General features: G+C 71.9%; 21 protein-coding genes. 14 read left to right on the forward strand and 7 right to left on the reverse strand.

The window, feature by feature from the left end; all coding sequences use genetic code 11:
* Nucleotides 1–28: 28 nt before the first annotated feature.
* The 7 genes from NFU81_RS30575 to NFU81_RS30605 all read left to right on the forward strand — a co-directional run bounded on the left by NFU81_RS30575 (nt 29) and on the right by NFU81_RS30605 (nt 7,158).
* Entirely contained in the window at nt 29–676 is a 648-nt protein-coding gene (locus NFU81_RS30575) for a hypothetical protein (RefSeq protein ID WP_308208337.1), read from the forward strand.
* Nucleotides 673–1,332, forward strand: coding sequence for a hypothetical protein (locus NFU81_RS30580; RefSeq protein WP_251497034.1), 660 nt, complete (start codon nt 673–675; stop codon nt 1,330–1,332). The genes NFU81_RS30575 and NFU81_RS30580 overlap by 4 nt, the downstream gene beginning before the upstream one ends.
* Nucleotides 1,332–3,140: a putative T7SS-secreted protein gene (locus NFU81_RS30585; RefSeq protein WP_251497037.1), complete on the forward strand. Its 1,809-nt coding sequence runs from the start codon at nt 1,332–1,334 to the stop codon at nt 3,138–3,140. The genes NFU81_RS30580 and NFU81_RS30585 overlap by 1 nt, the downstream gene beginning before the upstream one ends.
* A 4-nt stretch (nt 3,141–3,144) precedes the next feature.
* A complete protein-coding gene (locus NFU81_RS30590) occupies nt 3,145–3,423 on the forward strand; it encodes a hypothetical protein (protein WP_251497040.1) in 279 nt (92 codons plus the stop codon).
* Between the two features lie 240 nt (nt 3,424–3,663).
* The gene (locus NFU81_RS30595) at nt 3,664–5,355 is read left to right on the forward strand and encodes a putative T7SS-secreted protein (protein ID WP_251497043.1); all 1,692 of its coding nucleotides are present in this window, start codon (nt 3,664–3,666) and stop codon (nt 5,353–5,355) included.
* 134 nt (nt 5,356–5,489) lie between these two features.
* Nucleotides 5,490–5,849 carry a YrhB domain-containing protein gene (locus NFU81_RS30600; protein WP_251497046.1) on the forward strand — a complete coding sequence of 120 codons (360 nt, stop codon included), beginning with the start codon at nt 5,490–5,492 and terminating at the stop codon, nt 5,847–5,849.
* Nucleotides 5,850–5,853: 4 nt separating this feature from the next.
* Nucleotides 5,854–7,158 (forward strand): YrhB domain-containing protein, encoded by a 1,305-nt coding sequence (locus NFU81_RS30605; RefSeq protein WP_251497065.1) that lies wholly within the window; start codon nt 5,854–5,856, stop codon nt 7,156–7,158.
* 71 nt (nt 7,159–7,229) lie between these two features.
* Here the strand turns inward: NFU81_RS30605 and mycP (NFU81_RS30610) are convergent, their stop codons facing one another.
* From mycP (NFU81_RS30610) to eccB, 7 genes are all read right to left on the reverse strand, one after another.
* Nucleotides 7,230–8,459 (reverse strand): type VII secretion-associated serine protease mycosin, encoded by a 1,230-nt coding sequence (gene mycP / locus NFU81_RS30610; RefSeq protein ID WP_422665332.1) that lies wholly within the window; start codon nt 8,457–8,459, stop codon nt 7,230–7,232.
* Nucleotides 8,460–8,600: 141 nt separating this feature from the next.
* The gene (locus NFU81_RS30615) at nt 8,601–8,897 is read right to left on the reverse strand and encodes a WXG100 family type VII secretion target (protein ID WP_251497068.1); all 297 of its coding nucleotides are present in this window, start codon (nt 8,895–8,897) and stop codon (nt 8,601–8,603) included.
* Between the two features lie 57 nt (nt 8,898–8,954).
* Nucleotides 8,955–9,281 carry a WXG100 family type VII secretion target gene (locus NFU81_RS30620; RefSeq protein WP_251497071.1) on the reverse strand — a complete coding sequence of 109 codons (327 nt, stop codon included), beginning with the start codon at nt 9,279–9,281 and terminating at the stop codon, nt 8,955–8,957.
* 132 nt (nt 9,282–9,413) lie between these two features.
* Nucleotides 9,414–10,802: a type VII secretion-associated serine protease mycosin gene (gene mycP / locus NFU81_RS30625; protein ID WP_251497074.1), complete on the reverse strand. Its 1,389-nt coding sequence runs from the start codon at nt 10,800–10,802 to the stop codon at nt 9,414–9,416.
* Nucleotides 10,803–10,845: 43 nt separating this feature from the next.
* Entirely contained in the window at nt 10,846–12,327 is a 1,482-nt protein-coding gene (locus NFU81_RS30630; protein WP_251497079.1) for a WXG100 family type VII secretion target, read from the reverse strand.
* A gap of 76 nt (nt 12,328–12,403) precedes the next feature.
* The gene (locus NFU81_RS30635; protein WP_251497087.1) at nt 12,404–12,883 is read right to left on the reverse strand and encodes a hypothetical protein; all 480 of its coding nucleotides are present in this window, start codon (nt 12,881–12,883) and stop codon (nt 12,404–12,406) included.
* A gap of 83 nt (nt 12,884–12,966) precedes the next feature.
* Complete coding sequence (eccB, locus tag NFU81_RS30640; RefSeq protein ID WP_251497112.1) at nt 12,967–14,478, reverse strand: type VII secretion protein EccB; 1,512 nt, start codon at nt 14,476–14,478, stop codon at nt 12,967–12,969.
* 281 nt (nt 14,479–14,759) lie between these two features.
* On the opposite strand from eccB, the gene eccE reads away from it, so the two are divergent.
* From eccE to NFU81_RS30675, 7 genes are all read left to right on the forward strand, one after another.
* Entirely contained in the window at nt 14,760–15,947 is a 1,188-nt protein-coding gene (gene eccE, locus NFU81_RS30645; protein WP_308208338.1) for a type VII secretion protein EccE, read from the forward strand.
* On the forward strand, nt 15,947–16,735 hold the full coding sequence (locus NFU81_RS30650; protein WP_251497118.1) for a hypothetical protein: 789 nt from the start codon (nt 15,947–15,949) through the stop codon (nt 16,733–16,735). Before eccE ends, NFU81_RS30650 begins: the two co-directional genes overlap by 1 nt.
* A 653-nt stretch (nt 16,736–17,388) precedes the next feature.
* Nucleotides 17,389–20,445 (forward strand): SCO5717 family growth-regulating ATPase, encoded by a 3,057-nt coding sequence (locus NFU81_RS30655; RefSeq protein ID WP_251497121.1) that lies wholly within the window; start codon nt 17,389–17,391, stop codon nt 20,443–20,445.
* Nucleotides 20,446–20,691: 246 nt separating this feature from the next.
* A complete protein-coding gene (locus tag NFU81_RS30660) occupies nt 20,692–21,621 on the forward strand; it encodes an ATP-binding cassette domain-containing protein (protein ID WP_251497124.1) in 930 nt (309 codons plus the stop codon).
* Nucleotides 21,618–22,466 carry an ABC transporter permease subunit gene (locus NFU81_RS30665; RefSeq protein ID WP_251497127.1) on the forward strand — a complete coding sequence of 283 codons (849 nt, stop codon included), beginning with the start codon at nt 21,618–21,620 and terminating at the stop codon, nt 22,464–22,466. The genes NFU81_RS30660 and NFU81_RS30665 overlap by 4 nt, the downstream gene beginning before the upstream one ends.
* A gap of 10 nt (nt 22,467–22,476) precedes the next feature.
* On the forward strand, nt 22,477–23,844 hold the full coding sequence (locus NFU81_RS30670) for a sensor histidine kinase (protein WP_251497130.1): 1,368 nt from the start codon (nt 22,477–22,479) through the stop codon (nt 23,842–23,844).
* 86 nt (nt 23,845–23,930) lie between these two features.
* Nucleotides 23,931–24,599, forward strand: a complete 669-nt coding sequence (locus tag NFU81_RS30675) for a response regulator (protein WP_274037888.1) — start codon at nt 23,931–23,933, stop codon at nt 24,597–24,599.
* Nucleotides 24,600–24,653: the final 54 nt, after the last annotated feature.

Here is a 24,653-nt window from a genome sequence, read left to right on the forward strand (position 1 = left end):
CGGCCGCACCGGCGATGGGGGCACGATCATGAAGTCGGACTGGGACCGGCTGTACGGCTCCGGCGGTGACGCTGCGCCGGGCAGCTCCGGCGTGAACGGCCACGGCCCGGACAGTGCCGGTGCGAACGGGCATGGCGCGGCGGCCGGCGGCGAGGGCGACGCGGACGCGGCGTGGTCGCGGCTGACGGAGCTGGTGGATCGTGCGGGCGACAGCCCGCAGGTCCCGGTGGCCGCGGCCTTCGGGATGCTGCCGAGCGCCCAGGAGGGCGCCCATGCCGCGCTCGTCTCGGAACTGGCCGACCTGCACGCGGGCAACGGCGACCCCGACGCGCTGCTCGACGCCTTCCGGGCCAGCCTGGTCATGGTGCCGACGCTCGACGGCGGCGACCTGTGGGCGACGAGCATGGGCGGCGTGCACTGGGTGTACGCCTTCTCCGACGACACCGAGCTGGCGCGTTTCGCGGTGGCGCGGGGCGCCGACGGCTCGTCGGGCGTGGACTATGTGACGGTCTACGGCTGGCGGCTGCTGGACGAGGTGGTGCCCGCGGTCGGCGAACCGGCCGGTGTGGCACTGGACGTGGCCGGCAGCCGGCCGATGATCTTCCCGCCGGTGGTGGGTGTGGTACCTGACAGGGCCGCGGTGGACGCCGTGGCAGGCAACGGGGAGGAACGATGACCGGAGGCGGGGGCGGCGGCGGTTACAACGTCACCGAGACGGCACTGGCCCAGACGGCGAGCGGGCTCAACGGCGTCATCCACGAACTGCAGTCGATGGGCCAGGAAGCAGCGGCCGACGTCGGCCGCGGGTTCGACAACCTCAAGCTGACCGGCATGCAGACCGGGCACTCCGGCCTCACGTCGGCCTTCGACGGCTTCTGCGACCGCTGGGAGTGGGGCGTGCGGACGATCGTCCAGGACGCCGACCAGATCGCGCAGCGGCTGGGTCTCGCGGCCGGCACGTACTACGAGATGGACCAGTACGCCATGAAGACCCTCAAGGTCGTCGTGGCCTCCGACCTCGGCAATCCCAACCTGACGGAGGAGCAGGAGGAGAACATGTCGTGGGGTCAGATCGGGTCCGACAACCCGATCAACCAGTTCCTGCACCCTGACTACAGCGCGAAGTCCGCCCAGCAGGCGCTGTCCGACATGGGGCAGACCTGGAAGGACACGGCTCACGACATGAGCCAGTCGATCCCGATGGAGACCGCGGCGACGGTCAGCGGGCACAAGGACGACTACGACCAGGCGCTCGAACAGGCCTACGGCCCGACCCCGGAAGAGCGCGCGCAGCAGCAGGCGCAGGGCGGTGGCACCGGCAGCGGCGGCTGATGGGCGTCAGGGCGCTGGTCGACGCGCTCGGCGACGGCGGCGACCGGCTGCTGCGCGCGGCGGAGCGCGAGACCGGCGCCCTGATCGACGACAACGCCCGCCTGGTGGCCGCGGGGCTGGACGCCGCGGGCCTGCACCGCGCCGCCGAGTGGACCGAGAACACCGGCGACCTCGTCGCCGACCGGCTCGGTGCCGAGGTCGCGGAGCAGGAGCTGGGGCAGAGCGACGACCCGAAGGACCTGCTGCACGGCGACCCCGGCCGCATCCGCGCCGCGTCCGGTCGGCTGCGCCGGCTGCACAGGGCCTTCGACACGGGCCGTACGGGCCTGTCGCGGCTCGACCCCGGCACCTGGAACGGCTTCGGCGGCGACGCCTTCCACGCGGCCTTCACGCCGCAACCCGGTGCGTGGGGCCGGGCGGCGACCGCGTGCCAGGAGGCGGCGGACGCCCTGGACCACTACGCCTTCACCGTCGAGTGGGCGCAGCGCAGGGCCGAGGAGGCCGTCCGGCTCTGGCGGCGGGGCGCCGAGGCGCGGAAGAAGGCCGCGGCCGCGTACAACGCCCGGCTGGACCGCTACGCGGCCGCACTTGCCGCCGGCCCCGAGGAGCTCCCGGCTCGGCCCGGCCCCTTCACCGACCCGGGCGCTGACGACCGGGGCGCCGCCGCCGACCTCCTGGCCGCGGCGCGGGACCAGCGCGACACGGCCGCCTGCGGCACCGAGGCGGCGGTACGGTCCGCGGCCGGACTCGCCCCCGCACTGCCGGACTTCGCCGGCCGGTTCTGTGCCGGCACCGTCGACCTGCTCGACACCGCGCCGATCCGCCTGGAGCATTTCGCCGGCGGGCTGATCCGCAGCGCCACCGACGCGGTGCGCTTCGCCCGCGGCCTGAACCCGTACGACCCGTACAACCTGACCCATCCCGCGGCATATGTGACGCGGTTGAACGCCACCGCGGCCGGGCTGCTCGACCTTGCGGCACACACCGAGCGGCTTCCCGGGCTCGTCCTCGGTTCGGGCTGGGGCGCCGACAGCGACGAGGCGAGCGGGCGGCTGCTCGGCAATGTACTGCTGACGATGGCAACGGACGGCGGCAGTGCGGCCGGCCGCAATGCGGCGGGCTGGCGTAACGCCGTACCGCCGCGCGGCGCCTCGCTCGACGACGTCCGCAGCGCCCTGCGCGACGGGCCCGACGGGCTGCAGCCGGTCGACCACGCCGACCAGCGGGCGCTGGAAAAGGTGGTGCCGCGCAATCACGACGGCAGTTTCCAGCGGTATCCCGACCCGCGCGGCCCATGGACGGGGCTGCAGAACGACGGCGGCACCCAAGTGGCGGGCCGCTCGAACAACTGCGCCGACAACGTACGTGCCGCGTTGGAGACCTGGTACGGCAACCCGCAGGTCGCCGCCGCCCGAACGCTCAGCAGGGCGGCGGACGGAACGCTCGACGTACTGAGCGCCGAGCGGTTCGGCGTGGAGAACGGCAACGTGTGGGGCGGCACCGCCTTCGGCTACACCGGCCCCGGGCCTGCCGCCTACGAGCGGGTGGCCGACGAGGTGCGCGGCGCGGGGCACGGGTCGAGCGCCTTCGTCCATGTCGAGTGGCCCCCGACCGCCGACGGTGTGCGCACCTCGCACGTCTTCACCGCGCTGAACCACGGCGGCGAGGTGTTCTGGTTCGACCCGCAGGCCGGCATCGTCAGCACCGACCCCATCCACGCGGCGGCGCGGCATGTCTTCCACTACGTCCTGGACGCGGACCGCCGTCCGGTCACCCGCCGGCCGGCCGTGACAGCCGCCGAGGAGTAGCCCGTTGAACGAGGACGACGCGCGGCGGATCGCCGCGCGCGGCTACTGCTGGCGGCTGGCGAACGGCGAGCCGGCCCCGACGAGCGCCATCGAGTTCGACCTCGGCTTCATCGTGCTGCCCGTCCTCCCGCCGCCCCCGCCCCGCCTTCCCGGGCAACCGCCGCACATGACGCAGCCCGGCACCGCCGCGGTCGTCGTGGACAAGGCCACGGAATCGGCCACGGTGGTGCCATACCACGGAACCGAGGGGACCGCCGCCTACTACCGCCGCATCTGTTCCTGACGGGACGCCGGCGGCCCTCCGCTGCGCCGGCGTGGCACGGTCGCACCGCGGCCACGGCCCGACCGCCGTCCGGAAACGTCCGTTCCGCCGCGCTCTGTCACCCTGCCTGGCCTGGCCGTTCCGGCACCGAAGATGCAACCCGTGGCCGAAACCTGAGAGGATGACCCGGATCTTCGACACAGTGAGAAGCGGACCGGCCGCCGAACCGGCACCGCACAACAGCACCGCGGGGGTGGGCTGATGGGCATCGGAAGTCTGATCAACAAGATCGGCGACGGTGGCGAGAAACTGATCGGCAAAGCCAAACAGAAGGCCGGCGAGCTGATCGACGACGGTGCCCACCTCGTCGGTGACGGCCTCGACCACGTCGGCCTGCACGACGCCGCCGACTGGGTCGACGACCACGGCGACTCCATCGCCGACCACCTCGGCGCGCACGTCGACGAGCAGCAGCTCGGCCAGACCGAGGAGCCCAAAGAGCTGGTCCACGGGGACTCCAACAAGATCCGCGAGGTCTCCGGGCATCTCAACCGCTTCCACACCGCCTTCGACACCGGCCACACCGGCCTGACCCACCTCGACCCGGGCAGCTGGGAGGGCGACGGAGCCGAGTCCTTCAGGAAGAAGTTCGCCCCGCAGCCCGCGAAGTGGGCCAAGGCCGCGACCGCCTGCCAGGACGCGTCGAACGCGCTGGAGCACTACGCCTTCACCGTCGACTGGGCGCAGGGCCAGGCCAAGGAGGCCATCCGGCTGTGGAAGAAGGGCACCGAGGCACGCAAGCAGGCCGCGACGGCCTACAACGGGAAGGTCGACCAGTACAACAAGGACCTGGCCAGCTACAAGGAGCTGGTGGACGGTAACGGCGACCCCGGCCAGCCGCCGACGGCCCCCGCCGCGTTCGTCGACCCCGGCGTCGCTGACAAGAACCACGCCAAGGAGATACTCAGCGCCGCCCGCAAGCAGCGCGACACGGTGGCCGGCGAGACGGAGGCCAAGGTCCGCACCGCCACCGCGCTCGCACCCGCCAAACCGGACTTCACCGACCGGATGAAGGGCGACGGCGGCGACTTCGTGAAGTCCGCGCCGATCCAGGCCGAGCACTTCGCTGGCGGCCTCATACGCTCCGGCACCGACGCGCTGAAGTTCGTCCGCGGCCTGAACCCGTACGACCCGTACAACATCACCCACCCCGCGCAGTACCTGACCCACCTCAACGCCACGGCCGCCGGCCTCGTGGACATGACCGCGCACCCCGAGCGGCTGCCCGGCATGCTGCTCGGCAGCGGATGGGGCTCGGACGGCGACGAGGCGGGCGGCAGGCTCGTCGGCAACATCCTGCTGGCACTGGCCACCGACGGCGGCAGCGCGGGCGCCAAGGCCGGCGTCGAGGGCGCGGGCAAGGACGCGGCGGAGCAGGCCGCGAAGGACGCCGCGGAGAACGGCAGCAAGTGGAAGGGCCTCGCCAGGTCCACTTCCGACGTCAAGGGCAAGGCCTTCCACCAGGGTTCGATGACCCCGGCCGAGGAGGCGCAGTTCCTGCACGACGAATACCCGTGGCTCAAGGACGTCAACAGGACGGGCGAGCCCGGCTACACGCAGAACTGCTCGAAGAACGTCGAGGCGGTCAACGAGCGCCTCGACGGCATGCCGTCCCAGGCCACGCCGCTGCAGTCGCCGCAGTGGCCGAGCCCGGCACGGCTCGGCAATCCCGGCGCCAAGTTCGAGGACGTCGGAAGCTACGACGACATCATCAACGACATGAACGCGCGTGGTGAGGGCTCCCGAGGCGTCGTCTACGTCGGCCGCGGCAATTCCGCGCACGTCTTCAACGTCGTACGTGACGGCAACGGCGTGGTCTTCCTCGACGGGCAGACCGGCCGGCTGGCGCAGCTCGAAAACGGCGTACAGATCAAGTACATGCCGTACAAGTAGCCTGGACACCGCGACCGACGCGACCGCACGGGCGGGCGTGACCCCCCGGCCAAGCGCGGCCGCCGGCCAGGCGCGACCCCAGAACAGGCGCGGCCACCGGCCGGGCCGCCGCAACGAAGAAAGGTGCACCTGTGATGACCGAGGAGGAGGCGCTTGCCGCCGCCTGGGCGTTCCTTCGGGACAGGTACGGCGACGGGCCGCCGACGATCGTGATCGGGCCGGGGAGCACCACCGAGTACCGGCTTGCGTGGACCGTCCACTTCGACTCGCAGGAGCACATCGACACCGGCGACATGATGCAGGCGCCGATGGTGCGCGAGGTCGTCGTGTTCAAGGACGGCTCGCTGATCGACTTCACGCCGAGCGCGCTGAGCACGGACAACGCCACGGCATGGTTCGAGGACGGCGTGTGGCCCGCACAGCTCGCGCAGCTGACCGACCCGCGGGTCTTCGGCACCCAGTGGGTCCACCAGCCCCCTCCCTCCAGGGCGTGAGGACATGACCGACCCGTACCACCTCGCCCACGAGTGGCTCAGCTCCACCTACGACGTGCCACTGGAGCTGCAGCGCACGCCGGTCGCCGAGACGCCGCGGGCCTGGGTGTTCAGCGCCGCCCTGCGCCCGGTGCCGGGCGCGGGGACGGCCGCGCCCTCGGCCATGCTCACCTCCCTGGTGTGCGTGCCCAAGGACGGCGCACCGCCCTTCCACCCGGCCACCGACGACCCGTGGGGCGACCTGGCCGACTTCGAACGCGACCCGCGTCCCAGGGACCCCGCCGAGCAGGCCCGCAGGACCAACGCCAGGGGCGCGGTGCTCGCCGCGCACGCGTCGGTCGGCGGGGCGCCCGCGTCCGCACTGCCCTGGCAGTCCGCCCATGAGGGACCCACCTGGTGGGACGACTTCCTACGGCGGTACTTCCCCACGGCCGAGGTCGGCCCCTGCCCGGACTGGGACACCGTCATCGCGGCGGTCGGCGAGCCGGGTCCCGGCACGGCCGGAGTGGTGTGGGTGCGACGCGAGCTGCACGGCTCGGAAGCGACCGGCCATCTGCTGTACGCGCACAACAACGACGGCCAGGTCGCGCTTCTCGACCCGCAGGGGCGGCGGCTGGCCCGGCTGGAGACCGAGAACGTACGGGAGATCGTGCTGGCCAGGATCTCGCCGGCCGCCACGCAGCCAGGCGTGGCACGAGCACCGCGGGGCACGGCCGATCTGGCGTCGGCGGTCCGCGCGGCCGAGGCGTGGCTTGCGCATGTGCACGGCGACGAGGTCGTCCTGGTCGAGCCCTCCCCCGCCGACGAGACCGCCCGCGGCTGGCTGTTCGCCTGCAACACCCGCGCCTTCCTGGCCGACGGCAACCCGCAGCACGCGATGCTGGACGCGGCGCTGGTGGTGCCGAAGGACGGTTCCGTGCCGTTCGGGCTGCCGAACTCCGACCCGTGGAACTGGTTCGAGCGCTGGGACCAGGGCGCGACACCCGGCGTCGACGGGTTCCCGCTGCCGCCCGAGCCCGGCCCCGCGGCCTGGTTCGCACCGACCATGAGCCCGCTGGGCGCCGTCCTGTCGGTGACCGACTACACCGACTGGCAGACGCTGGTGGCGGGGCTGACGGAGATGCCGGTCGGGTCGCGCTCGGTGGTGTGGCTGCGCAGGAACGACCGGCGCGGCCGCGAGTCGGTCGGGCTGCTGTGCCTCGCCGCGCAGACCGAGACCGGTCTGGTCCTCATCGACACCGCGCGGGACGCGCCGGCGGAGCTGGAGAACGACGGCGTGCGGTCGCTGCACCTGATTCAGTACCGCTGACGGCCGTGGACGCGCGTCTGCGGGCGCCGTTCCGGCCTGCGGGTCCCGGGGCTCTCGGGAGGCCCGAGGGGTCAGGAGCGGCGCCTGCGGTCTCGCAGCGCCACGGTCGTCCCGGTGATCAGCAGCAGCGTCACACCGATTCCGCTCACCACGTAGGCCGCGGTCCGCTTCTCCCGCTGCCGCGCGGGGTCGCCGAACGTCAGCGCGGCGGGCACGACCCGGTCCTGGCCTTTGAGGACACCGGGGTCGGGTGTCGGCGACTCGATCGGCTTCCCGTCGTCGGTGAGCGCGCGCACCGGGTCCACGACGCCCCAGCCGACCAGCGAGTTGTGCCCGAGCGAGGTGCGCTGCGCGGTCTGCTCGATCTGCGCGATGACCTGCTGCGCGGTCCACTTCGGGTGCTTCGCACGGATCAGCGTGGCGACACCGGCGACATAAGGCGCCGCGAAACTGGTGCCGTTGTCGACGCACTGGCCACCGATTGGGACGGTCGACAGCATGTCCACGCCCGGCGCGGCCACGCCCACGAAATCCCCCGCCTGGGAGAAGGAGGCGCGCTCGTTGTTCCGGTCCGAAGCCCCGACCGCCAGCACGCCCGGGTAGGCGCCGGGATACGTCGCACGCGCCTTGCCGTCGCCCCCGTCGTTGCCCGCAGAGGCGACGACCACGACGTCGGCCCGTACGGCCGCCTCGATCGCGTTCTCCAGCTCGGGTGTGCTGCGGGAGGTGTCCTGCGAGATGTTGATGACCTTGGCGTGAGCGGCAACCGCCCTCTGCAGCGCCGTCACCAGGTGCGGCACGGTGCCGGTGCCGTCCTGGTTCGCCTGCCGGATCGAGATGATCGTCGCCTCGGGTGCGATACCCACGAAACCGGTGGAAGCCGCGGGGCGGGCGGCGATGATGCCGGCCACCTCCGTACCGTGCCCGACCGGGTCCGTGGTGCCGTGGCCCTTGGGATCGACCAGGTCGGTGCTGTGGGCGGTGTCCACTGCCCCGGTCAACTGGGGGTTCCTGACATCCACCCCCGAGTCGATCACCGCGACGTTGACGCCCTTGCCCCGGGTGCTCTGCCACAACTGGTTCATCAGCACGCGCTGCAACGACCAGGGGGTCTGCTTCACGGGCGGCGCGGGGAAGGTGCACTGGCCGTCGCCGTCCAACGGCTCGGCCGCGCGCGGCGAATCAGGCTTGACTGAAGCGGGCGCACCGGGCGGGGCGGGAGAGGCGGTCGCGGTCCCGGCCGCGCCCAGAACGGCGCCCGGTATCAGCGCCAGCACCGCCGCGGCAGATGCCACGGACAACGCGCGCCGATACGGCGGCCCTGCAACCCTCACGACGCCTCTCCTCGGCCCGTACGCCCGAATGGGCCGGCCACATCGCCGACCCGCCGGTCGGCCGTCACCACGGCCAGCCGGTCCGGGTCGGCCGCACGGCCGGTCAGTTCAGCCGAAGTACGACGCGGCCTTCTTGTCAGCAGCGTTGTAGTGACCGCTGGCAATCTGCACCTTGCTCGCGATCGACTCCAGCACCTCGTGCATGTGGTGCGTACGGTTCGACCACTCGTTCGCGACCGCGTGGAAAGCGGTCTGCGCGTCGCCTTCCCAGTACGCGGCGACGGCGCGAACGCGGGTCAGCAGGTTGTCGAGGTCGGTCTCCAGCTGACCGGCCTGGTGCTTGATCGCGCCGGCGGCCTCCTCGAGCGAGGCATATGTGACCTTGAGTTCACCGGGATCGGACATGATTCTCCCCCATGGAGGTAGGTGATACGGCTCGTGGCGTGGTGGTCGGAGACCAGCTCAGAGACCGGCGATGCCGCTGCCTGCGGCGCTGCCGTTGATGTCGACGCTCTTCATGTCCTGAAGGACGTCCTCATCGGTCGAGCCCGACGTGATGTTGGTGTCGTGCACGGCTTCCTTGATCTTGTTCAGCAGGATCGCCAGCACACGGTGGTCCTCGTTGATCAGGCTCTGCTGTGAGTTGAAGGCGTTGGCACCGATACCCCGCCAGTGGCCCTCGAGGTTGTCGATCACCGTCTGGAGCGCCTTCACCTGGCGGTCCATCGAGCCGACCATGTCGTAGATGTCGGATTCCAGCTTGGCCAGCGAGGCCGCTGTGACTTTCATTCCGGCAGTCATGGTTTCTGCCCCTCCCCCATGCAATCGCGTGTACGTCGTCGCGGGCGAATACGTTACCCGCTCACTCTAGCCACAACACCTTCCGATCCCAACAGGGAACCCAGCGGTCCCAGTTGCGCCCTAATAGGGCGGCGGCGGTGGCGGCGGCCGGTACCCACCATACGGCGGTGACTGCTGCGGTGGCAGCGGCGGTTGTAGCGGTTGCGCCACAAAAGCAGCCGCAGCCGCGCGTCGGCGCCGCCCGCGAACGGTCAGAGCCGTCCCCGCCGCAGCCAGCACGACGACGGCCGCGCCGGCCGCGATCCACGGCGTCGAACTGCCGCCCCCGCCGCCGGAGTCCCCATCTGCCGCTTGGTCGGACGAGGAAGCCGAGGACGAGGCCGAGGGCGCCGGTGCCGGCGTGCCTTCGGCCCCCGAGGTTGCCGTCGCGGACGGCTCCGCGGACTGCTCCCAGCCCTCGTGCTGCGCCAACGGGTAGACACCGGCGGGCCCGGGATCCCCGGGCGTCTGGAGGGCCACCCGGGGCCGCACCGCGCCGTACCCGATCGAGTCGTTCCGCTCCGCCCCGTCGGTGGGCTTCGACGCGGTGTTGAGCAGCACCCGCAGGACCTGGTTGGCGGTCCACGTGGGGTGGGCGGACCAGACGAGGGCGGCGGAGCCGGAGGTGAGGGCGGAGGCGTCACTGGTGCCACTGCTTGTGTTGACGCAGTTGGCCCGGATCCCGCTCGGGCACGCCTTCGAGATGTTGTCACCCACGGCGGAGAGGTCTACCTCCGGGCCCTTGTTGGACAGAGTCAGCGCCTTACCGTTGCGATCCAGTGCACCCGCACCAACGACACCACGACTTGCGGCGGGATATTGCTTCGGGCTGCCGTGCTCACCAGAGTTGCCAGACCCAGCGATGATCAACTTTCCCTTGGATCGAGCATAGTCGACGGCGTCTTGCAACCCTGCGATGTCCTCAGGTCGAAGCGACGTGGCTGGCACCGCCTGCGAGATGTTGATAATTCGCGCTTGGCTATCGGCAGCGAAGCGCAGCGCCTTGTCCAATTCAAGGGTGAAGGACTCTGCGCTAGCTGCCTCGTTCGTGTCGCGCGGATCGTTAAGGATCCGGATCGGAAGAATCTTGGCCTCAGGGGCCACGCCGATTGCCCCCGTGCCACCATCGGCAATCCCCGTCCCGGCGATAAGGCTCGACATGCCGGTTCCGTGGCCGATCTTGTCGTCGTAGGGCGAATCGACGGGATAAGTGAAGCTCTTCCCGTCGAGCACCTGCCCCTTCAGATCCGGGATGGTTCGATCGACGCCCGTATCAATCACAGCAACGGTGATGCCTGCGCCTTTACTGATCTTCCAAGCCTCGGGCAGGCGCATCGCGTCAACATGCCATTGCAATTGACGCACGGTCTGCGCCTGCGCGGGCAGCGCCCCGATGCTCAGCATCAGGGCGCCGCTTGCGGCGGCGACAGCCAGGGCACGTTGTACCCAGGTACGTGCCCGGCGTTTCATCGCTCTTCTCCTCGCGGTACAGCTCGGTCGGATCGCCGTCAGGTCAGTCGATAACCGGCGGCGCGACGTCGTCACGGGTCGGGATCCAGTCGTCTTCTTCGATCAGGTGATCGGGACGGCGGCTGTTGCGACGCCGGTCCCGGTCGGAGGAGCGACCCGTCCCGGGCGCGAACTCACCAGCCGGTGTGCGGCCGACGACCCCGCCGGGCTCGCTCGCCAGCCGGCCTGCGCTGCTGCGGTTCATACCGCTACGGCCGCCCATGCCGGGGCTGCCGCCCTCTGCCATACCACCGCCAGGCATCCGTGCGGCGGCACCCCGGCCGCCGATGACGCTGCCGCGGGGAACCTGACCCTGAGTACGGCCGCCGAACATCTCCGGCTCGTTCGTGGGACGGCCCCCGTAGATGCCGTTGGTCGTGCTGCGCCGAACGGGCGGCGCAGCACCGATCTCCTCGGCAGGCGATGTCGCCATGTTCCGTGGGTTGAACGGGCCGTTACCGCGCGGACCACCGGAGGTGCTGATCGGTTCGACGTTTCGCAGCTGGTTCGGCAGCGTCGGACCGGGGCGGCCGAACTGCTGGTTCTGGTTGGGGATCGGCTGGAACGAATTGGTGAGGTTCGGCCCACTCAGGTTGGGACCGCCACCATTGGTGGTCGGTGCCACCGGACTCGGCTGCGTCGGCGCAACCGGAGTCAGCGGACCGGTCGACTGGATCTGCGTGACCGGCGGCGCGCTGTTGTTCGGCACGGACGCGATCGGCGACCCGGTCGTGGACAGATGCGACACGTCGCCGCTGGCCGAAACCTTCTCCACCCCACCGTGATCCGCGGGCTTCACCGAGTGCGACGAGCTGCTACTACTGCCCGATGTGTACGGGGAGGACGAACTCGAGGCGGAGGTGTAGTGCGAGGGGTCGATCGCACGGGCCCCTGGCGGCGGCACAAACGTCGCCGGCATCGGCGGATACGTCGGCGGCTTCGAGTTGTTGATGATCGCCGTGGAGAACGAGTACGACTGCGCCAGCTTGTGCATCTGGTCCGCCGCCTGGATGCGGGCGGTCTCCAACTGCGTGTGGGCTTGCGCGATTTCCTTCTGGCCGTCCGGGTCGTGGCGGGCCGTGGGGTCGGCGTGCAGGGCGTCGTACGTGGCCTTCGGGCCGGCCGGGACCTTCGGGATGTCGCGCTTGACCGTGCGCAGCGTGTCGGCGGCGGCGGTGAGCGCCTTGCCGGTCGAGTCGGCGTAGTCGCCCAGCGCCAGCGTGGACTTGGCGACGTTCTTGCCCCAGTCCTTGAAGGCGGCGCCTGACGTGCCCTCCCAGTCGACGTACGCGATGTGGTCGTTGAGGTCCGTGCCGATCTGGTTGATCTTGGTGACGGCCGTGGTGAGGCGGTCACCGAACCCGGCCAGTGCCTCGGGGTCGGCGTGCTGGACCATGCTCAGCATCTGCTCGTGCGAGAACGACTCGAAGTCCGTGCGCGAGAAGTCGAGCGCGTGCTCGACCGCCTTCACCACGTTGCCGAACAACCCGCCGGGAGTGCTCCCTGACTGGTCGGTCATGTCCTGCCCCCGTCTTCTGTTCGGTTGTTCGTTCGGCCGCCGGTCATCCGACGCCTCCGCTGCCCGCCTGCGAACCGCTGCCGCTGTCTGTGGCCGGGGGGGCCGCGGGCTGTCCCGCGATGTTGGCCTTGGGCGCGTTCGGGTCCAGAGTCGGGTTGTACGCCTGGACGATCTGGTCGTTCAGGTCGAGGAGCTTGCGCTGGGTTCCGAGGTCGACGTTCTTGAACGTCGAGTGCCCGATGTGCAGCGAGAGGCTCATGGCCTCGATCTGGTTGGCCAGCGTCAACGACAGCTGTTCGAGCTGGCCGTGGACGTAGTCGTACGCCCTCATCAGGTCCGCGGCCTCACCGAAACCGCTGCCGATCTGAACGGACTTGACCCGCCCCTGACCGATCTCCTTGGGCGCGAAGTCCGAGCCGTCCAGCTCGTCGAGCAGACCGTCCACACGGGTCTTGAAGCTGCGCAGATCCTCCAGCGCAACGTGCAGACTGCCGCCCCCGCCGCCATCTACTGGTGCTTCCATTCGAACGTCGCCCTCCCCCATGACCCCGGTGGCCACAGACACCACCTGAGTCGAGTTTACCCAGATCCCGTTGCACGGCGCGATCAGGATCCCTGTGGTTGTGCCGCACTTGCCGTGTCCAATGACGGTCCCTTCGGTAGAAGTTCGGACCATCTGGACGGGATCGACATCGGCTTGACGTCCTGGTAGCCGAGCCGGACCGACGCCTGGTTGGTCTCCTGCTTTGCGTTGGACGCCTTGTTGGCCCCGGCGCTGTCGTTGTTGCGCGAGACCGCGTACCGCAGGCCGGTGTCGGTGACCAGGAACAGGAAGCCGCCGCTGGTGTCGGTGCCGCTGACCTCCTGGTAGAGCAGGCCGCTGCCGGGCGTCACGTACGCGCTGCTGGCGCCCTCGACGATCTGCTCGGGGTAGTCCTTGCCCGCCCACAGAGTCCGCTTCGCTCCCGTCACCCCCGTCGCCCCAGTCTCGCCGCTCTGCAGCACGCTGCACGAGACGTTGCGGGGTGAGTCGCCCGTCGGCGTGTTGACCTGGCTGGGGTCGCTCTGCGGCCAGTCGCCCGGCACGATGGACTGCTGCAGACTGACCGGGATGCTGGTCTGCACCGGGGCGGTCTGGGTGTTCGCCTGGAGGAGGAGCAGTGACGCGAACCGGCTGATCGGCGCGACGCCGTCCTCGGTGACGACGTAGTACTCGTCGCCCTTCCCCGTGGCAGCCCGCAGCACGGTGCCGACGGTGGTGCTGCCCCCGGGCACGCCCACGACCTTCTTCGTGTCGCCGCGGCCGGTGATGGACGGGAACCGGATGGGGGACCCCTTGGGCAGCGTGGCGAGCCAGGTGTCGGAGACGGTCTGCGGCTGCGGGTCCTCGCCGAAGAGGGTGCGCAGCAGGAGGTTCATCTCCTCCGGCGCGTGGCTCTTCGAGTCGGTGCCGCCGAGGACGAACTTGGTCCCGTCGGGGTCGACGAGGTATTGGACGCCGTCCTGGTCCTGCACGTAGAGCACCTGGTTGCCGCTGAGCTTGGACGGGCCGCTCATGACGGCCGCCTCGTCGCCGCTGAGCACGAACACCGCCTGCTGGGCGATGTGGCTCGTCCCGCCGCCAGGCCGGTCGCAGACCGCCCACACCTTCGCCTTGGCCGCGTCGGCGGCGCTGGGCAGCCGGTCGGGCGCGTAGGGGATGCCTATGGTGGCGCCGTGCTTGAGTCCGCTGTGGTCGAGCACGGACTCCTTGACCTTGATGACGTCGTAGGCCCCGGGGTCGAGCAGCAGTCGCGCGGACGCCATGTTCAGCACGGGGTGCAGCACCGGCTTGTGGGTGTCGGCGTCGTTCAGTACGACGTAGCGCGTGGTCGATTCGTCGGCGACTATCACATGCTTGCCCGGCGCGTCCCAACCGTGCGGCACCGAGGGGCTTATCAGTCCCCAGGCACCGAAGCCCGCGAGCAGGACGGCGCCGACGACGATGCCGGGCACCAACGTGCGCAGCGGGCGCGGGGCGCCCTCGTCGGACCCGGCCGGGTTGGGCTGGAGAAATGCCGCCACCATGCGTTTGCGCGCGAAGGTGTAGGCGTTGAGCTGTTCCTTGCGTGAGGCCATCGTTCCGCTTTCCCCCCGGGTGACGTCCGCTGGGACCCGCTGCCTTCAGGCACCGTGCCGTCGCGTGGGCAGGGTCGGTCCCCTACTATGCCGGGTGCGCCGCATGTCCTACGACACCGGTACGGTGAGCGGACATCATGACGCCGCACGACGGAGGGCGCAGGGGGATGACCACCGCAAGCACACCACACCGAGACCGCAGACACGGTCCGGCACCGGCCGCACTGCATCTGAGTTCGCGTCCTGGACGGATCGGTGTGCTCCGGTTGCACCAACTGGCCATGCTCGAGGTGGCTGCCGCGCTGGTCGCGATCGGTGCGGCTACCAGCCGGGCGGTGATGGTGCCGTGTGCCGCGGTGGCGGTTGTGCTGGTGGCCGCGGCGGTGCTGCGGCGCCGGGGCAGGCCGCTGCCGGAGTGGCTGACCAGTGTGATGGCGATGCGGCGCAGGCAGCGCGAGGCGGCCAGGGAGGCCGCGCGGGAGACGGGGACACCGGGCGGCGCGGCAATTGCCGCGGGTTCAGGGCTCATCGACCCGGCGCTGGCGCCGATCACCGAGTGCGACCCGGCCCTGCGGACGTACACCTTCACCGGGCGGCGGCGGGAACGCAGCGTCGGCATGGTCGGCGACGGCACGTTCCTGACGGCGGTGCTGCTGGTGCAGTCGCGGGACGAACCGCTGCGTACTGCCCGGCCCATGCCGCTGGGGTTGCTCTACGACGCGCTGGAGGTCGACGACATCTCGCTGGCGTCGGTCCAGGTCGTGCAGCACGTCCAGCCCGCCCCCGCCCCGCATCTGCCCGCGCAGGCGGTCGCGGCGGTGTCGTACGGGCCGCTGCAGGCGCAGTACGGTACGCCGGCGATACGGGTGACCTGGGTCGCGCTCAAGCTCGACCCGGAGTTGTGCCCGGAGGCGGTGCTGGCCCGCGGGGGCGGTCTCGGCGGCGCCCAGCGTGCCGTGCTGCGGGCCGCTGACCATCTGGCCAGCAGGCTGGCCGGAGCCGGCTTCGAGGCCTCCGTGCTGGACGAGGAGGAGCTGACCGCGGCACTGGCCACGTCGGCGGGTGTCAATCCGCTGGCGACGGCACTGGCGGGGCGGATCGGCACCGGCCAGCGCAGAACGCTGGAGCGCAGCCGCGCCTGGCGGTGTGACGACCGCTGGCACACCACGTACTGGGTGGGCCGCTGGCCGCAGGGCGGTGGAGCCCTGCCCACCGCCCGTACGGTCACCGCGCTGACCGCGGTGCCCGCGATGGCGGGCAGCTTCGCCCTGACGCTGAGCCGCGGCACCGGCCAGACACCGGCCCTCAGCGCGTACGTACGGATAACCGCCCGGGACGACCGCCAGCTCACCGCGGCACGTCGGGAACTGGAACGGGTCGCGCGCCGGCACAAGGTGGGCCTCGTCCGGCTCGACCGGGAGCAGCTGCCCGGTGTGCTGGCCACGCTGCCGCTGGGAGGTACCAGCTGATGTCCACTCAGCCGATGCACCAGGGGCCGCGCGCGGGAATGCGGCCCAGCGGGGAGCCGGGCCAGGCGCTGCCCCCGCAGCGCCGCAAGGCCAGGCCCGGCTTCGGACTGCGCGGACCGCGCCGGGACCGGCACGGGCTGTCGGTGCGGCAACTCGACGCGATGTCGCTGCCGCTGGGCGACGACGGGGTCGTCTCGGGCATCGACGAGGCGGGGAATCCCGCGGTCCTCGGCCTGTTCCGACCGGCGCAACTGGACGTCGTGGTGATCGGCAGCGTGTGGACCGCCCAGGTGCTGGCGCTGCGCGCGGTGGGCACCGGTGCACGCGTCGCGGTCGAGTCGGCCCGCCCGCAGGTCTGGACCCCGCTGGCGCGGGACGCGGGCGGCGGGCAGCAGTGCATGACCGTGCACGACGTCAAGGAACTCCCCTCGCAGGGTCCTACGGTGTCCAGCCCGGTGCTGGTCGTCCGCGACTGCGGTACGTACCCGCCGCGCAGCCGCCTCGCGAAGGCGCCGTGGCAGGCCGTGCTGACGCTGCTGCCCTTCCTCGGCCCGCAGGCGCCCCGGCTGCTCGGTGAGGCCGGTCTCGTCGGCATCCAGCGGGTCTCCCCGCAGGAGGCGGAGATCCTGGCCAAGGTGCTGCGGCTGACCCGCGAGGAGGCCGCGGCACTGCCCGCGCTCGGCGACGGCGTCATGCTCTGGGGCACCCCGCAGCATCGGCAGTTCGTGCTGCTGCAGCCGACCGATGCGGAGGTGGGCCTCCTCGGGGAGGCCCGTCGTATCGACTGACCCCGGCCGGCCGGGGACCGTTCCACCGCGACTGCGGCCCGGCCCTGCCGGGGCGGGGGGCTGTTACGGCGCATTCGCCTGCGCGGCGCTGACGGGGGCCACTTGCGGTGGCATGACGCCCGCTGCGCCACCGTGGCTGGGCGCGCAGTTCCCCGCGCCCATGGGTTGCTGGCCCTCACGTGGCATGGCGCCCACCGCCGCGTCCTGGCCGGGCGCGCAATTCCCCGCGCCATGGGTGAGTGCCCCTTGCCGTGGTTCAGTACCGCGCCGCGCCGTGCCGCGCCGGCTGGGGCCGGTAGTTCTGCTCGCTTCTGCCTGCGGACTTGGCGTAGTGCCGTGGCTGCAAGGGAGTTGTGAAGGCTCGGGCTCGTCACCGGGCACGGGAGGGGCGGGGTGGGTCGTAGTGTGGGAAGGCCGCCGGGAAGGCGGAGCACATTGTGCAGGGGAAGAAGAGGCGCGTCCCGTAGCCGTTAGCGGTGCGCGGTGGTGGGGGAATGAGGGAAGCGGGAGCGGGCGGCCTGACGGCGGACGTCCCCCGGCGATTAGGCTGTCCGTCGAGAGCGGCAGGACAGTGGCGGATGGGCGCTCGCCCTGCGGCGCACGGGGCGGGGAGCCGGCGACAGGTAGCTCCCCGACGCAGACCGGGAGGCACAGTGAACAGCGATCGGGACGACAACCGCGCGGGCGGGGCCGCCCCTGTCGAGGAACCGGCCGAAGGCGACGTGACGGGCGAGTACCGCTTCGACTTCACCCCGCCGGCCTGGTACATGCAGAACGGCAGCGAGATCAGCGACGAGGGCGCGGGCGGGGCGGCGGCGCAACAGCCGCAGCCCGAGCCGGTCGAGGCGCCGGCACCTGCGGCGCCCGAGGCACCGGCCGCGCCGGAGCCCGGCGTGGCGGCGGCCGAGGACGTGACGACGCGCGTACCGGTGTGGGAGATGCTGCCGCCGCGGGCACCGCAGGAACCCGCGGCAGGAGCAACGCCGTTGGCCGGCGGCGAGTCCTGGTCGGCAGCCGCCGTGCCGCCGCCGGCACCCGAGGCGCGGGAGCCGGAGGCGCCGAGCGCCGAGCCCCAATCCCCCGTCTGGTCCGGCACCCCGGTATCCCCCGTGGTGCCCGAGCCCGCAGCTCCGGCCCCCGCGCCGGAAGCCGAACCGCAACCCGCTGCCGAGCCGCGGCAATTGGCCGACGACGAGGACGACGCGGAGGCGCGGGGCGACCTGGTGGCCCGGGAGACCGTACGGTTCACCGCCGCGGCGCTGCGCCAGGAGATCGAGGAGCGGGCCGGCGTAAAGATCGAGGACATTGCGCCGACCGAACCGCGCCCGCCGGCGCCGCCCGCCGAAGAGCCGCAGGACGCCGTGCCCACGCCGGTAGCCGCGGAAGAGCTGCCTGCGGAGGAGGTGCCGGCGGAGCCGCAGGACGCGCGGCCGGTTGAGGCGCCGCCGCAGGATGCCGTGCCCGATGACTTGCCGCCCGCGAACCGGGCGCCGGTGTGGACGCCGCTGCCGCAGGCGCCGGTTGCGGAACCGCAGCCGTGGGCGCCCGCGGCGCCGCAGAGTGCGGTGCCGCCGCTGCCGCCGCACTTCGAGCGGGCGGAACCGCAGTTTCCGACTCCGGAGAGTTCGCAGTCCTTCCCGGCTACCGCGGCGCCTCCCGTCGGCCAGGCCGGTCCGCCCCAGGGTCCGCCGGCGGCCTATCCCCCGCCTGCGCCCGCACCGCCGCAGGGCTATCCCGCCTCCGAGCCGCCGGCCCCGGCGCAGCCGGGTCCCCCGGACGGTTACGGCTTCCCGCCGCCCGCGCCGAACCTTCCCGCGGCAACGGCCCAGCCCAACCCGCCGAGCGGCTACGGCTTCCCCCAGCCTCCGGCGCCTCAGGAGGCCGGCCAGGGCGGTTACGGCTTCCCGCCGCCGGCACCTCAGCAGGGCGGTTACGGCTTCCCGCAGCAGCCCCAACCCCCGCAGCCGCCGCAGGCTCACGGTGCCGTACCGACCGGGTTGCCGCAGCAGCCGGCCGCACCGGTGGAGAACTGGGCGTTGCCCCCACAGGGGGGTTACGGTTTTCCGCCGCCTCCGCAGCCCGGTCACCCGCAGCCCGTGGGCACGGAGCCCGAGGCCGCGGGTCCGCTGCCGCCGCTGCCCGCGCAGGGCGGGTACGGCTTCCCGCAGCAGCCTGCCGCGCAGAACCTGCCGGCGCCGTACCCAGCGCAGCCGCAGCAGCAACAGGGCGCGCCGCAGCAGGGCCAGGGAATCGACCCGCGGCAGGGCGGCGACCCGGCCGCACCGGCGGCGCAGCCAGGTCCTGTGGACCCACGGTCCGGCGGCTGGCCCACGGTGACACCCGATCAGCGGCAGCGCACGACGCACGGCGGGGCGCCGCTGGGCTACACCGCCGCAGTCGAACTGTCCTCGGACCGGCTGCTGCGCAACCAGCCGAAGCCGAAGAAGCCGGGGGCCAACGCCCAGCCGAGCCGGTTCAAGATCGGCGGCAAGAAGGAGGAGGCGGAGCGGCAGCGGAAGCTGGAGCTGATCCGCACCCCGGTGCTGTCGTGCTACCGGATCGCCGTGATCAGCCTCAAGGGCGGCGTCGGCAAGACGACGACCACGACCGCACTGGGTTCGACGCTCGCCAACGAGCGGCAGGACAAGATCCTGGCGATCGACGCGAACCCCGACGCCGGCACCCTCGGCCGCCGGGTGCGGCGCGAGACCGGTGCGACGATCCGCGACCTGGTCCAGGCGATCCCTTATCTCAACAGCTACATGGACATCCGCCGCTTCACCTCGCAGGCGCCGTCCGGCCTTGAGATCATCGCCAACGACGTGGACCCGGCCGTGTCGACGGCGTTCAGCGACGAGGACTACCGGCGGGCGATCGACGTGCTCGGCCGGCAGTATCCGGTGATCCTCACGGACTCCGGCACGGGTCTGCTCTACAGCGCGATGCGCGGGGTGCTGGACCTGGCCGACCAGCTGATCATCGTGTCGACGCCGTCCGTGGACGGCGCCTCCAGCGCGAGCACGACGCTGGACTGGCTCTCGGCGCACGGCTACGCCGACCTGGTGGCGCGCAGCATCACGGTGATCTCGGGTGTCCGCGAGACCGGGAAGATGATCAAGGTCGAGGACATCGTGTCGCACTTCCAGACCCGCTGCCGCGGGGTGCAGGTGGTGCCGTTCGACGAGCACCTGGCAGCGGGCGCCGAGGTGGACCTCGACATGATGCGTCCGAAGACCCGGGAGGCGTACTTCAACCTCTCCGCGATGGTCGCGGAGGACTTCATCCGCGCCCAGCAGGCGCAGGGGCTCTGGACGGCGGACGGCCAGAACCAGCCGCCGCACCAGGCACCGCCGATGCCGGGTCCCTACGGGGCGCCCGGGCCGTACGGCGGTGCGCCGGCCGGTTACCCGGTGCCGGGTCAGCCCGCGCAGCCCATGCAGCCCGGCCAACCGGGTCAGCCCGGCCAGCCGCCCTACGGTCAACCGATGCAGCCGGGGCAGGCCCCGCCCGCGCAGTACGGTGGCCCGCCGCAGGCCCCGCAGCCGTATCCGCAGGCCGGTCCCGGCGGGCAGCAGCCGCCGGTGCAACCTTTCCAGCCGCAGTCGCCGCAGCCCCAGGCACCCCAGCCGCAGCAGGGCTGGCCGGTGCCCCAGCAACAGCCGGAGCAGCAGGGTTACGGCTACCCGCCGCCCCCACCGCCCCAGCAGTAGGGGCAGCGGGGCGGAAAGCACCGCGCGGTCATCGGGCCGCCGTCGTGGGTCTCCACGGCGGCGGCCCCTTGGCGTGTACGGGCTGTGGGGGGCCGAGTACCCCACCGGTCGTACGCGGTGTCCCCCCGGGGATGCAGCGGGAGCGGTTCGAAATCCGCCCGTGGACCGTCGCGCGAGGAGGTCGGGAAACGGACGATGGAGACATCCTGATCGACCCCCTCCCACGCATGGCAAGAGGTCCTTCCCATGATCGAAGCCCACGCCCTGACCAAACGCTACGGCGAGCGCGCCGCCGTGACCGAGCTGAGTTTCACCGTGCGGCCCGGCGCCGTCACGGGTTTTCTCGGGCCGAACGGCGCGGGGAAGTCGACGACGATGCGGATGATCCTCGGGCTCGACGCACCGACCTCCGGGCGGGTGTCGGTCAACGGAAAGCGGTATGCGCAGCATCGGGCGCCGCTGCACGAGGTCGGCGCCATGCTGGAGGCGCGGGCGATCCACACGGGGCGGAGCGCCTACAACCACCTGCTGGCGTTGGCCGCCACCACGGGGATACCGCGCCGCCGGGTGGACGAGGTGATCGACATCGTGGGTCTGCGCGAGGTCGCGCGCAAGCGGGCGGGCGGCTTCTCGCTGGGCATGGGACAGCGGCTGGGCATCGCCAGCGCGCTCCTCGGCGACCCGGCGACGCTGGTGCTCGACGAGCCGGTGAACGGGCTTGATCCCGAGGGCATCCTGTGGATCCGCAATCTGCTCAAGGATCTCGCTGCCGAGGGCCGTACGGTGCTGCTGTCGTCGCATCTGATGTCCGAGATGGCGCTGACCGCCGAGCATCTGATCGTCATCGGCCGCGGGCGGCTGATGGCCGACACCTCGGTGGCGGAGTTCGTCCGGTCCGCCGCGGGCACGTCGGTGCGGGTGCGGACGGAGGAGGCGGACCGGCTGCGCCAGGCGCTGGCAGGGCGTGACGTCACGGTGAGTTCGACCGAGCGCGAGGTGCTCGAGGTCACGGGGCTGAGCAGCGACCGGATCGGCCGGATCGCCGCGGACTCCGGGATAGCCCTGGCCGAGTTGACGCCGCAGCAGGCGTCCTTGGAAGAGGCGTTCATGGAGATGACCAGGGATGCCGTGGAGTATCACGCCCCTGCACGCGAGCGGGAAGGACAGCCGGCATGAGTACGACCACCAGCACGGTCATGGCGGGCGGCGCCGTGCCGCCGGCCGCGCCGACCGCCCCGCGCGGCCAGGTCACCCAGCTGCGGGTGCTCCACTCCGAGTGGATCAAGATGCGCAGTCTGCGCTCCACCTTCTACACGCTGATAGCGGCCGTGGTGGCGCTGGTCGGGCTCGGGGCGCTGTTCTCGGCGTTCACCGCAAGCCACTGGGCCGGTATGAACCCGCATGAGCGGGCCGATTTCGAGCCCGGCATGACGAGCCTGCGGGGCTTCTTCCTGGCGCAGCTCGCGGTGGGAGTGCTCGGAGTGCTGATGATCAGCGGCGAGTACGCGACCGGGATGATCCGGGCGTCGCTGTCGGCGGTGCCGGGCAGGCTGCCGGTGTTGTGGGCGAAGGCGGGCCTGTATGCCGCGGTCACATGGGTGCTGATGACCGCGGGTGCGCTCGTCGCCTTCCTGATCGGCCAGGCGACGATGTCCTCGAAGCACATAGGTACGTCGCTGGGCGATCCGGGCGTGCTGCGCCAGGTGATGGGCGTCGGCCTGTATCTCACCGTCGTGGGTCTGCTCGGGGTGGCGATCGGCGCGCTGATCAGGAACACGGCAGGCGGTATCGCCACGGTGTTCGGGCTGCTGCTGGTGGTGCCGGTGCTCGCTGAGGCCCTGCCCACGTCCTGGTCGAACCATGTCAACCAGTGGCTGCCGAGCAATGCGGGCCAGTCGTTGATCGCCCTGCACAGGGAGGCGCATACGCTGGCGCCATGGACGGGATTCGCGGTGTTCTGCCTGTATGCGGCGCTTGCGCTGGCGGCGGCCGCGGTGCTGCTCAAGCGGCGCGACGCGTGACGGTGGCGCCATGACGTTCGCGGTGCCGTCGTCGGGCGGGCAGCCCGCGGAGGCGGCGGTCCAGGAAGCGGGCCAGCCCTCGGGTCTGGCCCCTTCAGTCCAGGGGCCGTTGCCGGCCGGCGGGGTCGAGGCGGTGGACAGCGCCGCGGGTCCCGCGACAGGGCCGGTGGGGCGGGCGGCGGCCTGGGCGGAGCAGGTGGGCCGGGTCGGCTATGCCCGGGTGGCCTGTTGGGTGCGGCTGTCGCCGCCCGCAGTGGACGCGGTGTTCGCGGTGGGGCTGTTCCTGGCGACCGCGGCTGCGCTGCGTGCGCCCCTCTGCGCCCACCCGCAGACGCTGCTGCCGCTGCACGCGGCACTGGTACTGCCGTTGATCTGGCGGCGAAGGGCACCGATGGCGGTGTTCTGCACCGTCGCGGGTACCGCCCTGGTGCAGTGGTGCTTCGACGTGCGGATTCCGACGGATGTGGCGCTGCTGATCGCCCTGTACGCGGTGGCGGCCTACAGCAGCCGGCGCCGTGCGTTGCTGGCGTTCGCCGTGCTGGAGGGCGGAATCCTGCTGGCGACACTGCGGTGGTCGGTGCACGACAGGGGTGCGGGGACGTTCGTGTCGCTGTCGGCGATGGCGACCGCGGCGATGGTGCTGGGGCTCAACATGCGCAGCCGGCGGGACCGGTTGGCGTCGCTGGAGGACCGGGCGGTCCGGCTGGAGCGGGAACGGGACCAGCAGGCGCAGCTCGCGGTGGCCGGGGAGCGGGCCAGGATCGCCCGGGAGATGCACGACATCGTGACGCACAACCTGTCGGTGATGGTCGCGCTCGCGGACGGCGCGGTCTTCGCCCAGCGGCGCAACCCGGAGCGGGCGGCCACCGCGATGCGGCAGGTGTCGGCGACCGGGCGGCAGGCCATCACCGACATGCGGCGCTTCCTGGGGGTGCTGCGGGCTGACGAGCCGGACGCGCTGCGGCATCCGATGCCGGGGATCGGCCAGCTGTCGGCGCTGGTCGAGCAGGTGCGGGCGACGGGGCTGCCGACCCGGCTCGGGGTGGCGGGCGATCCGTCGGACGTGCCGGTCGCGGCGCAGCTGACCGTCTACCGGCTGGTGCAGGAGGCGTTGACCAACACCTTGAAGCACGCTCCGGCGGGTACCAGGGCGGAGGTGCGGGTCGAATGTGCGCCGGACGCGGTGACGGTCACGGTGACCGACGACGGCGCCGGGCCTGCGGTGCCGCGCGACCCCGCCGCGTCCACGGGACATGGGCTCCCCGGGATGCGTGAGCGTGCCGCGGCTTACGGCGGCAGGCTGACGGCAGGGCCGCTGCCCGGCGGCGGCTGGCAGGTGGCCGCCGTTCTCACTCTGACCACTCCGGAGCCGTTGTGACCGCAGAATCCGCACCCGCCGCAGCCCGGACCGCGGGCGGTGCCGCGCCCGGGCGGGCGGTCCCGCGCAGGCAGGAGGCGGCACCGGTGATCCGGGTGCTGCTGGTCGACGACGAGCCGCTGCTGCGGATGGCGTTCACGATGGTGCTGGACGCCCAGGCCGACATGCAGGCGGTGGGCGAGGCGGGCGACGGCGCCCAGGCGGTGCGGCTCACCGGGGAGCTGCGTCCCGACGTGGTGCTGATGGACGTCCGGATGCCGGGCACGGACGGCATCGAGGCGACGGCCAGGATCATCGAGAGCTGCCCGCAGTCGAAGGTGCTGATCCTGACGACCTTCGACCTGGACGAGTACGCGTTCGCCGGGCTGCGGGCGGGTGCGTCGGGTTTTCTGCTGAAGAACGCGCTGCCCGAGGAGTTGCTGGCGGCGATCCGGTCGGTGGCGGCGGGGGACGCGGTGGTCGCGCCGCGCATCACCCGGCGGCTGCTGGAGAACTTCGCGCACCAGCTGCCGGCCGCGGGCGGTGCCGACGGGCCTGAGGCGAACGAGCGGCTGTCGCGGCTGACGGCCAGGGAGCGCGAGGTACTGGTGGAGGTGGGCCGCGGATTGTCGAACGCGGAGATCGCCGCGTCGCTGCACCTGGCGGAGGCCACGGTGAAGACCCACTTCAGCCGCGTGCTGGTCAAGCTGGAGTTGCGCGACCGCGTCCAGGCGGTGGTCTTCGCCTACGAGACCCGGCTGGTTCGCCCGACCTGAGCATCCCCCGGGCCGGTGCAGGACCCGGAGGAGCTGGAGGACCCGGAGGGTCGA

The sequence above is a fragment of the Actinacidiphila cocklensis genome (assembly GCF_907177275.1).
Classification (GTDB): domain Bacteria; phylum Actinomycetota; class Actinomycetes; order Streptomycetales; family Streptomycetaceae; genus Actinacidiphila; species Actinacidiphila cocklensis.